Raw genomic sequence first — 18,617 nt, forward strand, 5'->3', positions numbered from 1 at the left:
TTCGCGACGGGGGGCGCCCTGACACCGCGACGGGCCTCAGGGCGTCAGGGCGTTACACTCGCCCGCCATCGGCGGGCGAGTGTAAGCGGCTTGGCGAGACTTGATCGAACGGCGTCAACGTCAGTGCGTCACGACGAAATGCTTCACGTCGATGCGCTGCTCGGCGAACGCCGCTTCGCAATACTGGAGATAGAGCCGCCACGTTCGGATGAAGGTGTCGTCGAAGCCTTGCGCCCGTACACCATCGAGCTGCGATTCGAAGGCCTCGTGCCAGCAGTGCAACGTTCTGGCGTAATCGAGGCCGAAGCTGAGCGACACCGAGGCTTGCATGCCACACGCTTCCGACGTGCTGACGAAACGTTCTGCGCTCGGCAGCATGCCGCCAGGGAAGATGAACTCGCGGATGAAGTCGCTCGTTGTCCGGTAAGCGTCGTACGCGTTGTCTTCGATCGTGATCGATTGAATGAGGGCACGCCCCTCGGGGAGAAGGCGGGATTTGAGCATGGCGAAGAACGCCGGCCAATACGCTTCACCGACGGCCTCGAACATCTCGATGGAGACGATGGCGGCGAACTGGCCCTGCACGTCGCGGTAGTCCGTGAGCGATATCTCGGCGAGGCGCCCGAGTCCTTCTGCGTCAATGCGTTCTTTGGCGAGGGCGCACTGCGCCTGCGAGACGGTGATGCCGTGCACAGCGATTCCCTGTCGGGCCGCATGCAGCGCAAATCCGCCCCACCCGCATCCGACTTCCAGCACGCGGTCCCCGGAACGCAGCCCCAGGGTGTCGATGATCCGCTGGTATTTGGCGTGCTGCGCCTCGTCCAGCGAGCGCTGGCGTTCGCCCTCGAACCAGGCGCTCGAATAGGTCCATGTCGAATCGAGCCACAGACCGTAGAAGCGGTTGCCGAGATCGTAATGCGCGTGAATGTTGCGTCGGCTGCCTGAGCGGGTGTTGCGTCTGAGCCGGTGCCGGAGGTTATACCAGACGCGCGCGATCCGCGAGCCTGTCACGGTAGCGGAGATCGATGCGACATTGCGGATCGCGAGCCGGATCAGACCGACCATGTCGGGCGAGTCGATCCATCCGGCGCGATAGGCGTCTGCGAACCCGATATCGCCGGCCTGTAATATCCGGCGGCATGCACGCCAATCGCGTATATGGAGGGTGGCGCCCGGCAAACGGTGTGGATCGCCGAAGATGTGCGAGGTGCCGTCCGGGCAGACGAGTGTCAGATGGCCGGTATGAATGCGGCGCAACAGCCGGAAGAACAGGCGAGCCCAGATCGGCGCAGCGGGGTGCGGCCGGAGCAGACGGAGCGAAATCATGGACGGATCTCCGGATCGGCGGAAGCGGCGCGCTCCGGCGCCGTTGCGCAACGCGTGGACGGCGTCTTGCCGTAGAACGGCACGCGCTTGAGCCAGAGCCGCAGCGCTTGCCAATGAATTCTGATGATGACGTTGAGGGCATTGAGCGGCTGCGACAGCACGGCGAGCAGAACCCGTCTTCCCGTGAACGGTTCAGCCCGCATGGCGATCGCCGTGCGCAGCAGTAAATCGCCGCCGACGCGATAATCGATGGCGACCGACCACCATGCCCCTTTGCGACGGACGCGGAATTCGTACTCACCTTCCACGTTGCAAAACGGGGAGACGTGAAGCGCTTTGCGGCAAACGAGGCGCGTGTCGTCGCGAATGGCCGCGTGCCCGGCCGCACTGAGCAGGTACCCGTGATGTTGCCCGAAGGTGTTGCGCACATCCGCGTATAGCGCACGCAGGTTCCCCTGACGATCGTGGCAATACCAGAAGCTCACGGGGTTGAAGGCATAGCCCGCCATGCGGGGGATCGTCTGCAGCCAGATGGCGCCGTCCGCCGGAATGCCGGCTTCGGCCAGACGCGCTCGCATCCACGGCATGAGCGCACTGCCGTCGCGCGGGCCATAGTCGCGCGATTGCACGCCGAGCAAACGCCAGCGGTCCACCGCGAACCAACGGCTGCGTAACGCGTCGGTTCGCCCGACGTCGCAGGCGATTTGAAACATCGAATAGGCGAACGCATGCCGCGCGGGCCGCAGACGTTCATGCGTGACGCGACCGCGCAGCAGCCAGATGGCCGGCGTCGGCGGGGCGGAGGTCGCTGACGTCGCTGACGTGGAGTTCATAGGCGCGCCCATGCCGGCAAGACACCGAAGTCGCCCGCCACGCTCAGGGCGGACTTCAGGCCGTCTTCGTGGAACCCGTAACCGGTCCACGCACCGGCGAACCATGTGCGCCGGTGGCCCTGTATATCGGGCAGGCACGACTGGGCGTCGACCGCCGCCAGATCGAGGAGCGGATGTTGATACGTGTAGCGTCCCAACACTTTTCCCGGCGCGGGCTCGTCGCCCGGGTTGAGCGTGACGATCACCGGGGAGCGGAAGGGGAGCGCCTGGAGCTGGTTGATCAAGTAGCTCACGCACACCGGGCGATGCACGTCGGCCGCGGGTCCTGCCTGGCTGACATAGTTCCACGCCGACCAGACGCGACGGCGGCGCGGCAGCAGCTTGGGGTCGGTATGCAGCACGGCGATGTTCGGTTGATAGCGCACCGCGCCGAGTATCGCTTGCTCCGACGGATCGGCATCGGCGAGCAGGCGCAGGCTATCGGGCGCATGACCGGCAAGGACTACGGCGTCGAAGCGTTGCGATTGGCCGTCGCCGAACGAGAGTGTCACGCCGTCGCCATCGCGCACCACGCGCCGTACCGGCGTTCGCAGCCGTACATCGTCAAGCGTTGCCACGATACGGCGCACGTACTCGCGTCCACCACCCGCGACGGTTTTCCATTGCGGTCGATGCCGAATCTGGAGCAGCGCATGATTCAGGCAGAACCGGAGGAAGGTTGCGGCGGGAAAGTGAAGGATGTCGGCGGCCCGGCTCGACCAGATGGCGGCGGCCATCGGTAAGAGATAGTGTTGCTGGAACGGTTGCCCGTAGCCGTTCGCCACCAAGAGATCGCCCACGGATTGACGCTCGCGCATGGCGCTGTGCAAGTGTTGTTCCGCCGTGGCGTTGAAGCGCAGCACATCGCGCAGCATGCCCAGAAAGCTTGGGGAATAGAGATTGCGGCGCTGCGCAAAGACGGTATTGAGGTTCGTGCCCGCCCATTCGAGCGCGCCGCCGCCGACCGACACCGAGAACGACATGTCGCTCGCGATGGTGCGTACGCCAAGTTCCTCGAACAGGGCGATCAGATTGGGGTAGGTGCGGTCGTTGCAGACAAGAAAGCCGGTGTCGACGGGAGCACAGACCCCGTCGAGCGAGACATCGACGGTGTTCGTGTGCCCGCCCGCGTAATCGCCCGCCTCGAATAGCGTCACACGATGTTTCCGGGCAAGGAAATAGGCGCTGGCGAGTCCGGCAATGCCCGCGCCGACCACGGCGACGCGTTGTCCGGGGGGCAGGGCGGCGGTCGAAGCGTTCATTCGTGTCTCTCGTCGATACGATGTCGGTACGGTGTCGGTCAAGGTGCGGCTTACCAGGTGCGACTTACAGGGTGCGGCTTACAGGGTGCGGTTCAGGCACGCTGGATCGCTTGAAGTGTTTTCTCTATACGAATCGCAACCGCAAACGGATGCACGCCCGGCGAAAAAATCGGTGGGCAGCCCATCGACGTGAATCGCGCGGCCGAATTCGCAGCGCGCGCAAGGTCAACCCCGGGCGCCGGCGCATGTTCAGGTGGCCCGCTTATCGAACAGGTAATGCCCGACCCCCCATTCGCGACCATGTGCGTAGCCGAACAGCTCGGCGACAGCCATATAGAACATGCGCCATCGTTGAAACTGAATGCGGGCCTGTGCACCGTAGCCGGCCTCCAGCATCGGCAGTGTCTGCGCGCGCGATGCATCCAGCGCGGCCAGCCAATCGTTGGCCGTGCGCTCGTAATGGCGGCCGTCGACCCACCAGCGGTTGACGATGCGCAGGTCATCCTGGAAATGCAGCAGCAGATCTGCGCTGGGCATGGTGCCGCCGGTGAAGAAGTGCCGCGACATCCAGTCGCTGCCATCGTCGTTCTGGAAGTGGTAGGCAACGTGGCGATGCGCAAAGAGGTGAACGAACAACTTGCCGTCGTCGTCGAGCCAGCGGGCAATCTTGCCGAGCAATGCACCGTAGTTCTTCATGTGCTCGAACATTTCGATGGACAAAACACGGTCGAATTGCCCGGTGACGTTGTCATCGAACTCGAAGTCGGCCACGTTGCCGGTCACGATTCGCAGATTTCGAAGCCCGCGGCTCGCCGCCGCAGCCTCGATGAAACGCCGTTGACCGTGGGCGTTCGACAAACCGACAATCTGTGCGCCCGGAAAGCGTTCGGCGAGCCAGAGCGAGAGCGAGCCCCAGCCGCAGCCGAGATCGAGAATTCGCTGACCGTCGGCGATCTCGGCGCGCTGGGCGTAGAGCGCGAGCATGGCCTGTTCGGCTTGCGCCAACGTCTCGTTGCCGTTGGGGTAATAGCAGCAGGAGTACTTGATTGCCGGACCGAGGTGTTTGACGAAAAAGTCACTCGGCACCTCGTAGTGTTGAGCGTTGGCGGCCTGCGTTTCGACGGCAATCGGACTGGCATTCAATTCGCGTACCAACGCCGCGAGCGATTCGGCACTTCGTTCGGGATCGTGGGCATGTGCCTGGCGCAGGCGTTGGCGCATCAACATGCGCATGCCGGCACGCAGTGCGAGGTCCGGCACCAAGCCGCGCTCGCAGAGACGGATCAGTCCGCGCTCTTCGGGGGCGCAGGCATCGGCGGCGGGCGGTTGCGTGAGGGAGACGGTCATGGTGTGGGGCTCCTGACTTCGACGGGCTGAATCATGGCAATGGCGTTTCGCGCGGCTTCCGAGGCGGCCACGGAATGAGGGCGTTGGTGGTCTGCATGTAGGTTTTGTAAGCGGGGCGAGAGCGCATGAGGTGCGCTTCGAGCAGGGGAATGCCCGACACTTTGAGCAGCAGCCAGGCCATGAGCAATGGGGGCAGGAGCGTGGCCCAGGCCCAAGGCGCGCCAAACGAGAGGACGGGGTAGGCACACCAGTGCAAGCACTCGAAGAAGTAATTGGGATGACGCGAATAACGCCACCAGCCGACTTGACAGACTTGGCCGCGATGGAGGGCAACGGCGGTAAATCGTCGCAATTGACGGTCGGCCGATGCTTCGCCGGCAACGGCCGCCAGCCAGATGAGCGAGGCGAGGGCGAGGGCGACGGGTGACGGCGCATGCACGTTGAACGCAGGCACGAAGAACGCTGCGGCAAGCAGCATGGCGATTACGCCTTGCAACTGGAAGAACCAAAACATGTTGCGTCCGGCGTGGTCGCCCCACTGCTCGCGAAATTGCCGGTAACGCGCGTCTTCCGGCTGGGCGTAGTTGCGACGCCAGAGGTGCACGGCAAGACGCAGGCCCCACAGTCCTCCGGCGACGCCGACGAAGGCCCGGTTGACGACGTGACCCTGACCAAGCCCGGCCGCCAGCAGCGCCACGCTCGCCAGCGCGGCGGCCCAGATCGGGTCGACCATGCCAGCGTTGTGCGTGCGCCATTGGTAGAGCCAGGCGGCGATCAGGGCAAGGCTCACGACGGCGAACGAAATGACGACAGCAGATAGCATGCAGGCTCCGTGCGCGGATTGATGGCGCGATAACGTTCTATACGAACGTCACGCGTTACCGGATGCACGCGCCGGAGAAATATTTCCGGAGAAGCGCGGAGGGAGCGAGTCCAAAAACGAAGAAAGGGTTGTCCCACGTGTGGACAACCCCTTCAGACTTCGAGATGGCGGGCGGGCCGCCGGGCCTTCAGGCTGGCCGGATCGCGCCGGTCGCGACCACTGGACCGGTGGGCTGGCCGGTGGGCGATCCACCTGGCGGTTCGACGGACACGGCGAGCACGGCGTTGCTGTCCATCTGCGCGAGAATTTTCGGCGAGAGCGTCATCGACGCCGGCTGATCGGTCGCAATCACCCCCAGCGCAATGGGTTTGGCGTTATGCGGGATCAACCATAGTTCGGCGGCGCGTCCGGCAGCGATGACAGGTTTGTCGGCGGGCACGACGACCATGCTTGAGTGACGTGTGTCGACGGTGGCAGTCCAATGGGCGACGCCATCTTCGCGGGCGAGGGTCGCCACCATGTAGTCGCTTGCCGAAACGGCGGACGGGCCGCGTGGTTGCATCAGCGTGGTGACGTTCACGGCGAGCAATGCGAGTGCCGCGACGCTTGCACCGAGCCCGACCCATCGCCAGAGACGCAGGTTGTTCCACCAGGTGGCGGGTGCGGTGCGCTCGGCGCGCGCGGCGGGCGCCGTGATGCCGAGATCGTGCTGAATGCGCTGCCACACGCGCGGCGGCGGCTCGACCGGCGCGGCGTCCTCGACCAGCGGTGCGATGCGCGCTTGCCACTGGCGCAGGCTTTCCTGAATGAGCGGGTTTGCGTTGGCGGCCTGCTCGAGCGCGCGTCGCTCGGCAGCGCTCAGCACGCCGAGGGCATATTCTGCGCAGCGCAGATCGTCGTCTTGGTTGGCGGGCGTATTCATTGCTCGAGGCACACCTTCAGTTGCATCAGACTGCGACGTATCCAGCTTTTCATCGTGCCGAGCGGCACGCTCAGGCGATCGGCGAGTTCGCTGTAGGACGCACCGCTGAAGAAAGCTTCGCGCACGACGCCACGCTGTTGCGGCTCGAGACGTTGCATGCATCGCTCGAGACGCTGTCGTTCCTCGGAAGCTTCGGCAAGCGCGGCGGGCGTGGGGTCGTCTGACGGGATGACAAGCGCGTCCGCGTCATCGAGCGACGCCTCCCGATGCTCGCGCAAACGGTCGATGGTCCGGTTGCGAGCCAATGTCATGAGCCATGTCATGGCGTTGCCTCGCGCGGGGTCGAAGGCGTTTGCCCGTCGCCAGACGCTGACGAAAACCTCCTGAAGCAGATCTTCGGCTTCGGAGCGGTCGCGGACCATGCGCAGGATTACGCCGAACAGGCGTGCGGAGGTCATCCGGTAGAGCGTTGCAAAGGCATCGCGATCTTCCTTTCCGACGGCCGTGAGCGTTCGGTTCAACGTGTCGCGCCATGCGGCATCGGCGCTGTTGTCGCTCGGGCGCTGGGCGCTTGTCGGATCTGGCGGATCTGCTCGACGGGCACTCTCGGACGTGTCGTGCATGCGGACGAGGCCGGGGATTGGGCCATAGCGTTGACGATCCGTGGAATATAGCATCTTCAATGTCGCATGGCGCGTCGAGGTGGGCATGGGCGCGTGGTTATTCGACATGGCGTGACGTCGTAGAGGTGGGCGTATGGACTAATACGGATCACGCATGTGTTCGGATGCGAAATAAAACGCCGGGCGCTTCCATGGCGCACCGCACCGCAGCGCCGTCGGCCGGCGCCCCGCACCGCAGCGCCGTCGGCCGGCGCCCCCGGACGGGGGGAGGGGCGGCGGTCACGTCTTCGACCGGCCCTTCGTCGGCGCGGCCGGAGAGCCGTGGGGCCTGCGGGCCTGCGTCTTGCTGCGCGTCGCTTGCGCCGCTTCCGCCGCTTGCGCCGCTTGCGCCGCTTCCGCCGCTTGGCGTCGCGAGTGGCGTGCATCACGTCCCGGTCGGCTTGTTTCAGGGACTGAGCAGTGCCACGAGTCCAAAAAGCCGCGCGAGCGACGGAACGGTCATCAACAACAGCAGTGCCACGCTCGTCATGCCCAGCACCATCCAGAGGTAACGATTCTGCGGGCGCCGGATTCCGAGGCGTTTCGGCCGCGACATCATGGGGATCACGAGAATCAGCACGACGTTGACGATGACGAGCGCATCGAATGCCAGCGTGCGTGCCAAGGGCAGAGAGGCGGTGGATCGCAACAGACCGGCATAGATTCCGAGTACCAGCATGGCGCTCAGCGCGCCTGCTGCGCCCGCCTGCATGAAGACGCGATTCGAGAGGAGTCGTGCACCGGCGCGACGCGGGGGGACATGCATCAGACGGCTGTCTTCCGGCGCGTTCTCGAAGACGATCGAGCATGCGGGATCGATAACGAGTTGCAGGAATACGATGTGGACCGGTGCGAGCATGGGCGGCAAGCCGACAAGAATCGGAATGACGGCGGCCGCGATCATCGGAATATGGACTGCGACGAGGTAGCTGATCGCAAGCACGAGATTGGCATAAATGCGTCGGCCTAGCCGGATGGCGGACACGATGGGCGAAAAGTCGTCGCGCAACAGGACCAGCGCGGCCACTTCGCGAGCCACTTCGGCGCCGCGCAAGCCCATTGCAATGCCAATGTGGGCGGCCTTGAGGGCGGGCGCGTCGTTCACGCCGTCTCCCGTCATCGCGACCACCTCACCGTTTTCGCGCAAAGCGCCGACCAACTGAAGCTTCTGCTCGGGCCTGATACGGGCGAAAGTCTCGACGTCCTGAACAGCGGCGCGCACTTGCGTGGGGCTCAGTGTCGCCAGTTCCTGCCCGGTGATGACTCGCTGGCTGTCGATGCCCACTTCAGCGGCGATCGCTCGCGCTGTCGAGGGATAGTCCCCGGTCACCATGATCACGCGGATGCCCGCGGCGTGGCATTGGGCGATGGACGCTGCGACTTCGGGGCGGACGGGGTCCGACAAGCCGACCAGACCCAGGAAGGTGAACCCGAAGCCGTGCTGATCTTCGGGCCAGTCGCGGCGCGAATGCGAGGCTTTCGCCACCCCCAGCACCCGCAAGCCACCCGATGCCATTTCCGCAGCCTGGTCCAGAATCGTCCGGGCTTCCTTTTCGTCGAGACGACACAGCGTGCAAACGGCTTCGGGCGCCCCCTTGCAGGCGACGGCGTAACGTTCAGGTTCCGGCGTCAGCCAAACGTGTGACATCGCTGGCAACTGCGGCGTCAGCGCATATTCGTGGACGAGTGACCAATCCGCGTGCAGGCGCGCGGTGCCTGCGAGTCCGATTCGGCCGGTCTCGTGAAACGCTCGCTCCATCGGGTCGACGGGGTCGATCTCGCTCGCGAGCACGAGGTACTCGATCAACTCGTGATAGGCGGGACCGATGCGCTGGGTTGACGAATCGACATCGAACCGCCTGCCGTGGGCGGCGAGCGCGCTGACCGACATTCGATTCTGGGTCAGCGTGCCGGTCTTGTCGACGCACAGCACCGACGTCTGGCCGAGTGTTTCGATGGCACTCATTCTGCGCGTGAGCACGCCTTCCTTGGCGATGCGGCGCGCGCCCAGCGCGAAGAATACGGTGAGGATGACCGGGATCTCTTCGGGGAGTATGCCCATTGCCAGCGTGATGCCGGCAAGCACGCCGGGGAGCCACTCGCCGGAGCGCCAGCGATAGATGGCGGCGAGGAGAAAAACGGTGACCAGCGCAGCGGCGGCAAAGCGATTGACGAATGTTCTCGTCTCGATTTGCAGGGGCGAGAGCGCTTCCGAGATACCGCTCAGCGACTTGCCGATGCGACCGAGGGTCGTACTCGGCCCCGTCGCGGTCACAATCATGCGCGCTTGCCCTTGCACCACCATTGAGCCGAAAAAGAGCTGGCTATCGGCGTGGTCGCCTGGGCTGGCGTCGTGCTGGGCGACGCACTTGTTGACCGCCGCAGATTCCCCGGTGAGCAACGACTCGTCGACGCTGAGTTCGTGCAGCTCGACGGCGAGGCCATCGGCTGGCACGCGGTTGCCTTCGTCGACGAACACGATGTCGCCGGGCACGAGGTCGGCGGCTGAAACCAGTTGACGCTGGCCGTCCCGAAGCACCTTGGCGCGGGGCGCGGACAATTCGCGAAGGGAGTCGAGCACCTGCGCGGTGCGATGGCTCTGATAAACGGTGAGGAAGACGATGCCGATGACGAACGCGAGCAGCGTCAGTGCTTCCGATGTATCGCCGATGGCAAGGTAGATGGCGCTTGCGGCGAGGAGAAGCAGGAACATCGGCTCGCGGAGCACTTCCCACAATGTCGATAGCCAGGTTCGGCGCGGCGTGCAGTCCACGACGTTCCAACCGAACCGGGACCGCTGCGCCGTCACCTGCGCGCTGGTCAGTCCGCGCGTGGGGTCGGTTGCCCAAGGGCCATCGACGGTACCGTGGCTATCGAATCGGTCCGAGGCGTGCTGCGCTGGCGGTGCAGGCATGAGCGTTGGTGTGTGGGCGTCTCGCGCAGTTGCCGCGCCGCTCAGGGGCGCTTCGTCTTCGAACACTGCTTGCAGAGGTGCAGAACGCGCGGGTCGTCCCGATCATCCCAGGAGAAACGCATGTCGACGCTGCCGCGAGCGGGCACACGGATCGTTCGGGATTCCGATGTCTGGGATGTTTGCGCGGTGACGCGGTAGGTACCTGCAGGCATTCGCACAAAGAGGAATGGGCCTTCGGTTCGAACGGCGAGGAGGTGTCGTCCCGGTCCCGCGGTGATGGTGACATCCACGTCGGAGAGGTAGTTTCCTGCCTTCGATGCGAAGGTCATCCGGAGGTTGTATCGGGGGGCTGCGGCGCGGAATTCTTGCACTTCGTCTTCGCCGATACCGCCGGTGATGTACGAGATTCCGGTTTCAGCGTCGGAACGGGGGGGCGATGCCGCGAGCACGGTGCCGAGCGAGCCTATGTAGGCCAGGAGAAAAAGAAGCACTGAAAAGCGGGCATCCCTGAACATGGCAATTCTCCACATACGGACTTATTGGACGGTGAACGCGGACGATCCCGTCGTCGTGACGCACCGAAGATTGAGCCGTCTGAGGGCCGCCAATGGTCGTTTCGCGGAAATCGATCTTTCTTGTTTCCAAGCATGGCCGGTGACGCTCGTTTGAATATTGACCGATGTCAATGGGTTGCTTTCGACGACGCCGCGATCGGGCTTCGGTTGTCGGGGATCAAGCGGTGAGCGGCAATGTGGCAATGCGGCGCCGGCGATTGTCTGCCAATGGCGCTGATGAGGGATCGACCGCTTTCTCAAAGGAGATCGTTACGGTTTGATGCACCTCAAGGTAAGGCCTGCGGTGCCGCCTATCCTGAAAACGCATAGTTTGCCCGGCATGCATCCATGCGTGCCGACCTGCTTTACTTTGGGAAGCTTTGGGGAGATTAGCGAGATGCGAAACGGGACAATGAAGGGCGCCTTGTGCGTTGCGTCGTCGGTGGCCTTGATTTTCGCCGCGATGCCTGCGGTTGCGCAACCGAACGGCGGCGGGTGGGGGTGTGGGCGAGGTGATGGGCCGGGCATGATGGGCGAGGGCTACGGCTCGGGCATGATGGGGCGGGGCATGATGGAGTGGTCTGGCGATTGCCCGCCTTGCGGAGCCTCGGGCGCGGGGGCTCAGCGTGAAGACCTCAAGTTGAGCGTCGATCAGGTTCGCAACAACATGAATCTATGGTTGAAGCGTTCGGGCAACGCGCGCCTGAAACTCGGCAAAGTGGCGGAGCGGGACGCGGACACGATCACCGCCGACGTTGTGACGACGGAGAAAGATGTCCTGGTTCAGCGTTACGAGGTCAATCGTCATTCGGGGTTTTTCCGACCGGCGCGGTGAAGAAGCGATCTCGCATTTCTTCCAGACCCAGTGATTCCAGTACGTTTTCAAGCCGTTCGGCGGGGCGGCGGCGGGGCAGGTTTTTGTACTGCGCGACGATCAACTCGTTTTTCATCGAGTGTTCCCAGCCGACCAGTTCGGTCACGCTGACGTGATAGCCGTGGGCTTCCAACTGCAAGCAGCGGAGCACATTGGTGACCTGGCTGCCGAACTCGCGGGTATGGAGCGGATGGCGCCAGATTTCCGTGAGCGGATTGTTCGCCAGCAGCTTGCCTTTGTGCTTGCGCAGGACACCGGCGACTTCGGCCTGGCAGCAGGGCACCAGCACGATATGGCGCGCCTGCTTGGCCAGCGCGAAGCGGATGGCGTCGTCGGTGGCGGTATTGCAGGCGTGCAATGCGGTGACGACATCGACGGTTGGCGGCAGGGCTGGCGACGTGATTGAATCGGCCACGGACAGGTTCAGGAACGACATGCCAGGAAAGTCCAATCGAGCGGCGAGCGCTTGCGAGGTGTTGACCAGTTCCTCGCGGGTTTCGATGCCGAAGATATGCGAGTCGTCCGCCAGCGCCTTGAAAAACAGATCGTAAAGGATGAAGCCGAGGTATGACTTGCCGGCGCCGTGGTCCACGAGCGTAACGCGTTGGTTCTCGGCTTTGACTTCCTGGAGCAGCGGCTCGATGAACTGGAACAGGTGGTACACCTGCTTGAGCTTGCGGCGGCTGTCCTGGTTCATTTTGCCGTCGCGCGTCAGGATATGGAGTTCCTTGAGTAGCTCGATGGACTGGCCGGGACGAATTTCGTGGGTGTTTGACATGGGCTGACGGAGTAAGCGGCGGGAGATGACGCGTCCCGGAAATACCGGCAGTTTACCGAAAACGTCCGCGCGGGCTTCGAATGCTGACGATTTTCGGCTCGACGACCGGGATTGCGCAGTGCGAGCGGAATTGAGCTTTTACTTGCGCGAAGACCTGTGGGCGCGGCCGGGATGCGTTTCTTGCGCCTGAAGCAGCACCCAAATGTCCGATACGGCCAGCCAGGAAGCCGTGAACCAGAACGCCGGAACGATATCGCCACGCGACTGCGCAATCACGCCGAGGACGAGCGCGCCGATTGCGTAACCCGTGTCGCGCCAGTATCGATAGGTACCGAGCGCGGAACTTCGCCAGGTTGGATAGGCGATGTCGGCCACCGAGGCGATCAAGTTCGGGTACAGAAGGGCCATGCCCACCCCCATGAGCGCCGCGCTCGCGAGCCACGCGCCGAAACTGTCGACGATCACCGCGCTGGCGACACCTAAGGCCAGTAACCACAACCCAGCCACTACCGGCGTACGCCGGCCGATGTGGTCCGACAGCGGTCCGGTCAGGAGTTGCGAGGCACCCCAGACCATGCCGTACACGCCCGTCACCCATCCGGTCTGCACCAAACTCAAACCTCGCTCGTGCAGATAGAGCGGAAACAGGACCCATAGCAAGGTGTCGGCCACCTTATTGGCTACACCGGCCTGGCATAGCGCAGAGAAGGTGCGGTGCTGGAACGACACGTACATGAACACCTGGCGCGAGCTCGGATATTCGGGCAACCCATCGGCGAAGTGCGGCTGTGCGCCGGCATGGGTGCCGCTAGCGTGTCGTTGGCGCTCGGCGTGAGCCCACGGGAGCGTCTCGCGCACGAACAGGAGCGCGGTGAGTAATGCCACGGAAACGACTGCGGTAGCGAAACCCAGCAATGCTGCCCGCGGGCCGTAGAGATCGCTCAGATAGGCAGTCGCCACGCCCGCGAGGCCAACCGCCGCGTAACCCGCGAACTCGTTGATACCTGTGGCGAGGCCTCGCTGTTCGGCACGGGTGATATCCATTTTGCTGGTGACCGCCATGCTCCATGCGAACCCCTGGTTGATCCCCAGAAAGACATTGGCCGCCACGATCCACCACCACGACCGTGCATAAAAAATCAAAATCGCCACGGGAATGGCCGCCACCCAGCCGAGGACGAGCACTCGCTTGCGTCCGACGCGCTCGGACAGTCGTCCCGCAACGAAGTTGAGTGCGCCTTTGACCAGCCCGAATGAAATAACAAAGGATAGAAGGTACAGAAACGACGATCTGGGTACGCCGAAGTCCTGGTCCGCCACCACCGGTAGCACCGTGCGCTCCATGCCGATAACGAGGCCGACGAAGAACACCTGAATCGCTTGCCAGATGAACTGGTGCAGGTTGGCGCGGATGCCTTGAACGTACGTATCGTGTACCGGTCGCTGCTTCCGGTGGTTGACGCTGTGGTCGACGTTGGGCTTCATGGGCGGGCGTTGGCGACGATGATGCTGTCCGTTTCCACCGATCGCACCGATCGCACCGATCGTATCGGTCGCGGCGGTATGGCGAGATCTGCGCGATCGGCCCAGTACGTCCCGCTATTCCGGAGCGCGCTGCGGCGTCGTTCATCCATATCACGCGTACCCGCTTGCTGGCGCTGGGCGACCGGAATGACGGCCAGACGCAGTGCGATGCCCGGCGGTTTCCCTGCGTGCCACGCACCACTGAGACTCGGCAGCATTTCGCTCATGCCGGACTCCGGGGATTAGGCCTTGGCAACGGCCAGCGGCAAGCCGGCCGCCTGCCATTCCGCCACGCCTTCCGCGATCTTTCGAGCGCGCAAGCCGTGCCGGGTCAGCAGCGCTACCGCCGTATCCGACATGATGCAAAACGGGCCACGGCAGTAGGCAATGATTTCCTTGTCGTCCGGCAGATCCTTGATTCGTCCTAAAAGCTCGTCCAGCGGGACCGACCGTGCGCCAGGCAAATGCGCGGTGCTGAACTCCGGCTCAGGGCGCACATCGATCAATATCGCGTCGCCGGCACGAACCTTCTCCAGCAATGAGCGGCTGCTTTCCAGGGTGAGTCGTTCCGCACCCGTGAACAAATCGTTCATGGCGACCTGCAATTCGGCCAGGCGCGATTCGGCAACGCTGCGCAACGCCACCCAAAGTGCGGAGACGTCGCTTCCGCCGAGCCGGTAGATGCGACTCTTGCCTTCGCGTCGAACATCGACAAGACACGCTTCTCGCAGCACTCGCAAATGGGCGCTGGCCAACCGGATGTCTATTGCAGCCTCGCGTGCCAGAGCCTCCACGGACTTCTCGCCTTGGGCAAGCAGTTCGAGCAGTTCCAATCGCTTTGGGCTGGCTACGGCCGCGCCGATTCGCGCAACTTGGCCGTAGAGGTGGTTCTTGAGTGCTTGTGCGTTCATGCCAACATTCTAACGCATATTGGATTGAAGGGAATGCCTTACGTGATCGTCGATGGCTTGCCAACGATGGGGCGGTCGCTCAAAGTCCTAATGGCCACTGGATACAGTCGAATCTCTGCCGTCGGTGGATGCATTGTGTCGTTCACTTGCGCTCGATGCCCGGATGGTTCGTCGAGTCGCCATGCCGGGAATGTTCGGCTCGCCCGGTAATCGATGCGCGCAGTTTGTCCAGCGGTTCATTCCGATCTTTCGTGCTGCATGTCGCGTCGAGGCAAGACCATGGCGGACGTGCGCCGGATGCTGTAGTGTGGTATCCGAGCCATACAGGAGAACTCCGTGACTCCAGACGAGGTGAAGGGGGCGGCTTTGGCGACCGGTGCGGCGAGTTCACCGGAAGCACCGCCGGCGGGCGGTCTGAGCAGTGCTGAGGCGCGTCGCAGGCTGGCGGAGTCCGGTCCGAACTCGATGCCGGACACCTCGGCGCACCCGGTGCGCAGGGCGCTGGGGAAGTTCTGGGCACCTGTGCCATGGATGCTTGAAGCCGCCATCGTGCTGGAGTGTGTCCTCGGGAAATTTGTCGAAGCGGGAATCATCGCGGGGCTTCTCGTGTTCAACGCGTTACTCGGGCTATTTCAGGAGAGCCGAGCGCAGGCGACGCTGACTGCGCTGAAGTCGCGACTTGCACTTAACGCGTCGGTACAGCGAGACGGAACATGGTCGATTGTCCCGGCTGCGGATCTGGTGCCGGGCGATGTAGTCAAGCTGTCGCTGGGCGGCGTGGTGGCGGCCGACATGAAGCTCGTTTCGGGCAACGTACTCCTCGACCACTCGATGCTTACCGGCGAATCGGTGCCGATCGATGCAGCGCCCGGCGCGCAGACATTTGCCGGTGCGCTGGTACGGCGCGGTGAAGCGGTGGCGGTTGTCACCGCGACGGGCGCGCGTACCCGCTTTGGCCGCACGGCGGAGCTCGTTCGCACGGCACATGTGGTGAGTTCGCAGCAGAAGGCGGTATTGCTTGTCGTGCGCAATCTGGCGATATTCAGCGGCGTTGTTATTGCGATCTTGCTTGCCTTCGCGTTGTATCGTCACATGCCGCTGGCTGAAATCGTGCCGCTCGTGCTGACGGCCGTGCTCGCGTCGATTCCGGTGGCGTTGCCGGCCACCTTCACGCTATCGGCCGCGCTGGGCGCGCGCGCGCTGGCGGGCCGCGGCGTGTTGTCGACGCGTCTGACGGCCGTGGATGAGGCTGGCACCATGGACGTATTGTGTGTCGACAAGACGGGCACGTTGACGCGCAACGCGCTGACCGTCGTGACGGTGCAGCCGATGTCTGGCTTTGATATCCCTCATGTGCTGATGCTCGCGGCGCTGGCGAGCGCCGAGGGGGGGCAGGATCCGATCGACACGGCGATACGCGCGGCCGCTGCCGGCAATGTCGCATCCGATGCGCTGGTGCTGGACAAGTTCACGGCCTTTGATCCGGCGAAGAAGATGGCCGAAGCAAGCGCAACCGATTCGACAGGGCGGACGCAGCGGATTGTGAAGGGCGCCTTCGCGGTCATTGCGGGGTTTTCAGAGCCGTCGCCGACGTCAGCAGCGCAGGCCGCTGAACTTGAGGCGAAAGGCTATCGGGTGCTCGCCGTGGCGGCTGGCGCACCTGGGGCACTGAAGTTGGTTGGAATGCTTGGGATCAGTGACCCGCCGCGCGACGATTCGGCCGCGCTCATTACGGAGTTGCACAGTCTCGGGGTGCGTGCCGTGATGGTCACTGGGGACGCGCCGGCGACGGCTGCGGTGGTTGCTCGCGCGGTCGGTCTCGATGGCGAAATCTGCCCGCCGGGCCCCATTCCAGACGGCGTAAAGCCGGCAGCATTCGCGGTGTTTGCCGGCGTGCTTCCGGAGGACAAATACAAGCTCGTGAAGGCATTCCAGCAGGGCGGGCATGTCGTGGGCATGTGCGGTGACGGTGCCAACGACGCGCCCGCGCTACGTCAGGCGCAAATGGGCATCGCGGTGTCGACGGCGACCGACGTCGCCAAGTCTGCTGCGGGGATGGTGCTGACCGAACCGGGGCTTGGCGGCATTGTGGCTGCGGTGAGGGAGGGCCGCGTGACGTTTCAGCGCATGTTGACCTACACGCTGAATTCGATCACCAAGAAGATCGTGACTGCGCTTTTATTGGTGTTTGGGCTGGTCACGACGGGCCAGGCGATTCTGACGCCGTTGCTAATGGTGATTCTGATGATCGCGGGCGATTTTCTCGCCATGTCGCTCACGACAGACAATGTGGATCCTTCGCCGTCGCCGAATACCTGGCGAATCGGCCATTTGACGATTGCGGGCGTTGTCATTGGCGCCGCTTTGCTGGTTTTCTGCGCGGGTACGCTGGTCGTTGGCCGGTTCGCGATGCATCTGAGCGCAGGTGCACTTCAAACCTTGACCTTTGTGGTGCTCGTCTTCGGCAGTCAGGCGACGCTCTACGCGATTCGTCAGCGCCGGCGTATGTGGGGTTCCCGTCCCAGCCTTTGGCTGCTTGCGTCGTCGGTTGCCGATATTGTGATCGCGGTGATCCTGGCTGTCGGTGGAATTGCGATGACGTCGTTGCCAGTCGGGGTGATCGCGGGGGTATTTGGGGCAGCAGTAATTTTTGCCGTCGTGCTCGACGCGCTGAAGATTCCCGTTTTCGCTGCGCTTGGGATCAAGTAGCAAGCGGTGTTTCGATTCGTAGAGACGGGGGACTTGCGATGGGTTGGGGCGCGCGGAGTGGCTGTGATCATGAATGGGGGGCGAAATGAAAACTTTGTCGGAAGATTTTCGTGTGCAAGAGGGCAGCGAGGTCAGGCTTGGCAAATGGCCGACCAAGGTGGATCCCCTGTACACCTCAAAGGAACACTACCAGGAGCTACTTGCTGCGCACGTCTCGCGATTGAGTTCGCTGCAGCAATTATTTTACGCATCGAACGGCCATGCACTTCTGCTGATCTTCCAGGCCATGGATGCGGCAGGGAAGGACGGTGCGATAAAACATGTGATGTCCGGCGTGAATCCGCAGGGGTGTCAGGTTTTCAGTTTCAAGCATCCCACGCCCACTGAGCTGGAACATGATTTTCTCTGGCGTACCACACGCGATTTGCCAGCGCGTGGGCAAATTGGCATCTTCAACCGGTCGTACTATGAGGAAGTTCTGATCGTCCGTGTTCATCCGGACATTCTGCTTGCCGAAGGGCTGGCGGATGCATCGCTGGACAGGCAAACGATCTGGGACGAGCGGTATCGGTCGATCGTGGATCTGGAGCGCCACCTCGACCACAATGGCACGCGTATCGTCAAATTCTTCCTGCACCTATCGAAGGCGGAACAACGCAGGCGCTTTCTGGACCGCATTGACGATCCGGACAAGAACTGGAAATTCAGCGAAGCGGATATTGAGGAGCGCAAGTTCTGGCGTCGGTACATGAAGGCGTACGAGCAATGCCTTGCCGCAACGAGTACCCGATGCGCCCCGTGGTATGTCGTGCCTGCCGATGACAAGAAGAACACGCGATTGATCGTCTCTCAGATCATATTGGACGCCCTTGAGTCGCTGAAGATGACGTACCCGAAATCGACCGCAAGCCGGCGACGAGAACTACAGGCAATTCGCCGGCGCCTCGAGGTTTGATGTTTTTTGGGTTTCTAGAGTCGATCTGACCTGCCCGGGAAATTTCGTACCAAAGGAATCTGGAGATAATGGCTCCTCAGCTCAGACGAGGAGTTGGTATGAAGAAAAGCCGGTACAGTGACGAGCAGATCGTGCGAATTCTGCGCGAAGCGGATCGAGATACGATCCCCGAGGTGGCCAAGCG

At 63.1% G+C, this 18,617-nt stretch carries 16 protein-coding genes; 3 read left to right on the plus strand and 13 right to left on the minus strand.

The window, feature by feature from the left end:
• Window positions 1-120 precede the first annotated feature (120 nt).
• From ACE3UG_RS14470 to ACE3UG_RS14510, 9 genes are all read right to left on the minus strand, one after another.
• Window positions 121-1,326 (minus strand): class I SAM-dependent methyltransferase, encoded by a 1,206-nt coding sequence (locus ACE3UG_RS14470; RefSeq protein ID WP_374624999.1) that lies wholly within the window; start codon window positions 1,324-1,326, stop codon window positions 121-123.
• On the minus strand, window positions 1,323-2,159 hold the full coding sequence (locus tag ACE3UG_RS14475; protein WP_374625001.1) for a DUF1365 domain-containing protein: 837 nt from the start codon (window positions 2,157-2,159) through the stop codon (window positions 1,323-1,325). The genes ACE3UG_RS14470 and ACE3UG_RS14475 overlap by 4 nt, the downstream gene beginning before the upstream one ends.
• Window positions 2,156-3,460, minus strand: coding sequence for an NAD(P)/FAD-dependent oxidoreductase (locus ACE3UG_RS14480; RefSeq protein ID WP_374625003.1), 1,305 nt, complete (start codon window positions 3,458-3,460; stop codon window positions 2,156-2,158). Before ACE3UG_RS14480 ends, ACE3UG_RS14475 begins: the two co-directional genes overlap by 4 nt.
• A gap of 249 nt (window positions 3,461-3,709) precedes the next feature.
• Window positions 3,710-4,807, minus strand: a complete 1,098-nt coding sequence (locus ACE3UG_RS14485) for a cyclopropane-fatty-acyl-phospholipid synthase family protein (RefSeq protein ID WP_374625005.1) — start codon at window positions 4,805-4,807, stop codon at window positions 3,710-3,712.
• A 31-nt stretch (window positions 4,808-4,838) separates the two neighbouring features.
• Complete coding sequence (locus ACE3UG_RS14490) at window positions 4,839-5,630, minus strand: DUF1295 domain-containing protein (RefSeq protein WP_374625007.1); 792 nt, start codon at window positions 5,628-5,630, stop codon at window positions 4,839-4,841.
• 187 nt (window positions 5,631-5,817) lie between these two features.
• Window positions 5,818-6,552 carry an anti-sigma factor domain-containing protein gene (locus ACE3UG_RS14495; RefSeq protein WP_374625009.1) on the minus strand — a complete coding sequence of 245 codons (735 nt, stop codon included), beginning with the start codon at window positions 6,550-6,552 and terminating at the stop codon, window positions 5,818-5,820.
• Window positions 6,549-7,175 carry a sigma-70 family RNA polymerase sigma factor gene (locus ACE3UG_RS14500; protein WP_374625011.1) on the minus strand — a complete coding sequence of 209 codons (627 nt, stop codon included), beginning with the start codon at window positions 7,173-7,175 and terminating at the stop codon, window positions 6,549-6,551. The genes ACE3UG_RS14495 and ACE3UG_RS14500 overlap by 4 nt, the downstream gene beginning before the upstream one ends.
• A 445-nt stretch (window positions 7,176-7,620) precedes the next feature.
• Window positions 7,621-10,128, minus strand: coding sequence for a cation-translocating P-type ATPase (locus ACE3UG_RS14505; RefSeq protein WP_374625013.1), 2,508 nt, complete (start codon window positions 10,126-10,128; stop codon window positions 7,621-7,623).
• A gap of 41 nt (window positions 10,129-10,169) precedes the next feature.
• A complete protein-coding gene (locus ACE3UG_RS14510) occupies window positions 10,170-10,643 on the minus strand; it encodes a carboxypeptidase-like regulatory domain-containing protein (RefSeq protein ID WP_374625015.1) in 474 nt (157 codons plus the stop codon).
• A 436-nt stretch (window positions 10,644-11,079) separates the two neighbouring features.
• On the opposite strand from ACE3UG_RS14510, the gene ACE3UG_RS14515 reads away from it, so the two are divergent.
• Window positions 11,080-11,517, plus strand: coding sequence for a hypothetical protein (locus ACE3UG_RS14515; RefSeq protein ID WP_374625017.1), 438 nt, complete (start codon window positions 11,080-11,082; stop codon window positions 11,515-11,517).
• On the opposite strand, the gene ACE3UG_RS14520 is transcribed toward ACE3UG_RS14515, so the two are convergent.
• From ACE3UG_RS14520 to ACE3UG_RS14535, 4 genes are all read right to left on the minus strand, one after another.
• Window positions 11,480-12,334 carry an SAM-dependent methyltransferase gene (locus tag ACE3UG_RS14520; protein WP_374625019.1) on the minus strand — a complete coding sequence of 285 codons (855 nt, stop codon included), beginning with the start codon at window positions 12,332-12,334 and terminating at the stop codon, window positions 11,480-11,482. The two genes, ACE3UG_RS14515 and ACE3UG_RS14520, sit on opposite strands and share 38 nt — an antisense overlap.
• 138 nt (window positions 12,335-12,472) lie before the next feature.
• Window positions 12,473-13,819, minus strand: coding sequence for an MFS transporter (locus ACE3UG_RS14525; protein ID WP_374625021.1), 1,347 nt, complete (start codon window positions 13,817-13,819; stop codon window positions 12,473-12,475).
• Window positions 13,816-14,085, minus strand: coding sequence for a hypothetical protein (locus ACE3UG_RS14530; RefSeq protein WP_374625023.1), 270 nt, complete (start codon window positions 14,083-14,085; stop codon window positions 13,816-13,818). Before ACE3UG_RS14530 ends, ACE3UG_RS14525 begins: the two co-directional genes overlap by 4 nt.
• A 15-nt stretch (window positions 14,086-14,100) precedes the next feature.
• Window positions 14,101-14,769 (minus strand): ArsR/SmtB family transcription factor, encoded by a 669-nt coding sequence (locus ACE3UG_RS14535; RefSeq protein ID WP_374625025.1) that lies wholly within the window; start codon window positions 14,767-14,769, stop codon window positions 14,101-14,103.
• Between the two features lie 336 nt (window positions 14,770-15,105).
• Between ACE3UG_RS14535 and ACE3UG_RS14540 the strand changes: the two genes are divergently transcribed.
• Both ACE3UG_RS14540 and ACE3UG_RS14545 read left to right on the plus strand, forming a co-directional pair.
• Entirely contained in the window at window positions 15,106-17,478 is a 2,373-nt protein-coding gene (locus ACE3UG_RS14540) for an HAD-IC family P-type ATPase (protein WP_374625027.1), read from the plus strand.
• 85 nt (window positions 17,479-17,563) lie between these two features.
• Window positions 17,564-18,433, plus strand: coding sequence for an ADP-polyphosphate phosphotransferase (locus ACE3UG_RS14545; protein WP_374625029.1), 870 nt, complete (start codon window positions 17,564-17,566; stop codon window positions 18,431-18,433).
• The last annotated feature ends 184 nt before the right edge of the window (window positions 18,434-18,617 follow it).

The sequence above is a fragment of the Pandoraea sp. genome (genome assembly GCF_041919235.1).
Classification (GTDB): domain Bacteria; phylum Pseudomonadota; class Gammaproteobacteria; order Burkholderiales; family Burkholderiaceae; genus Pandoraea.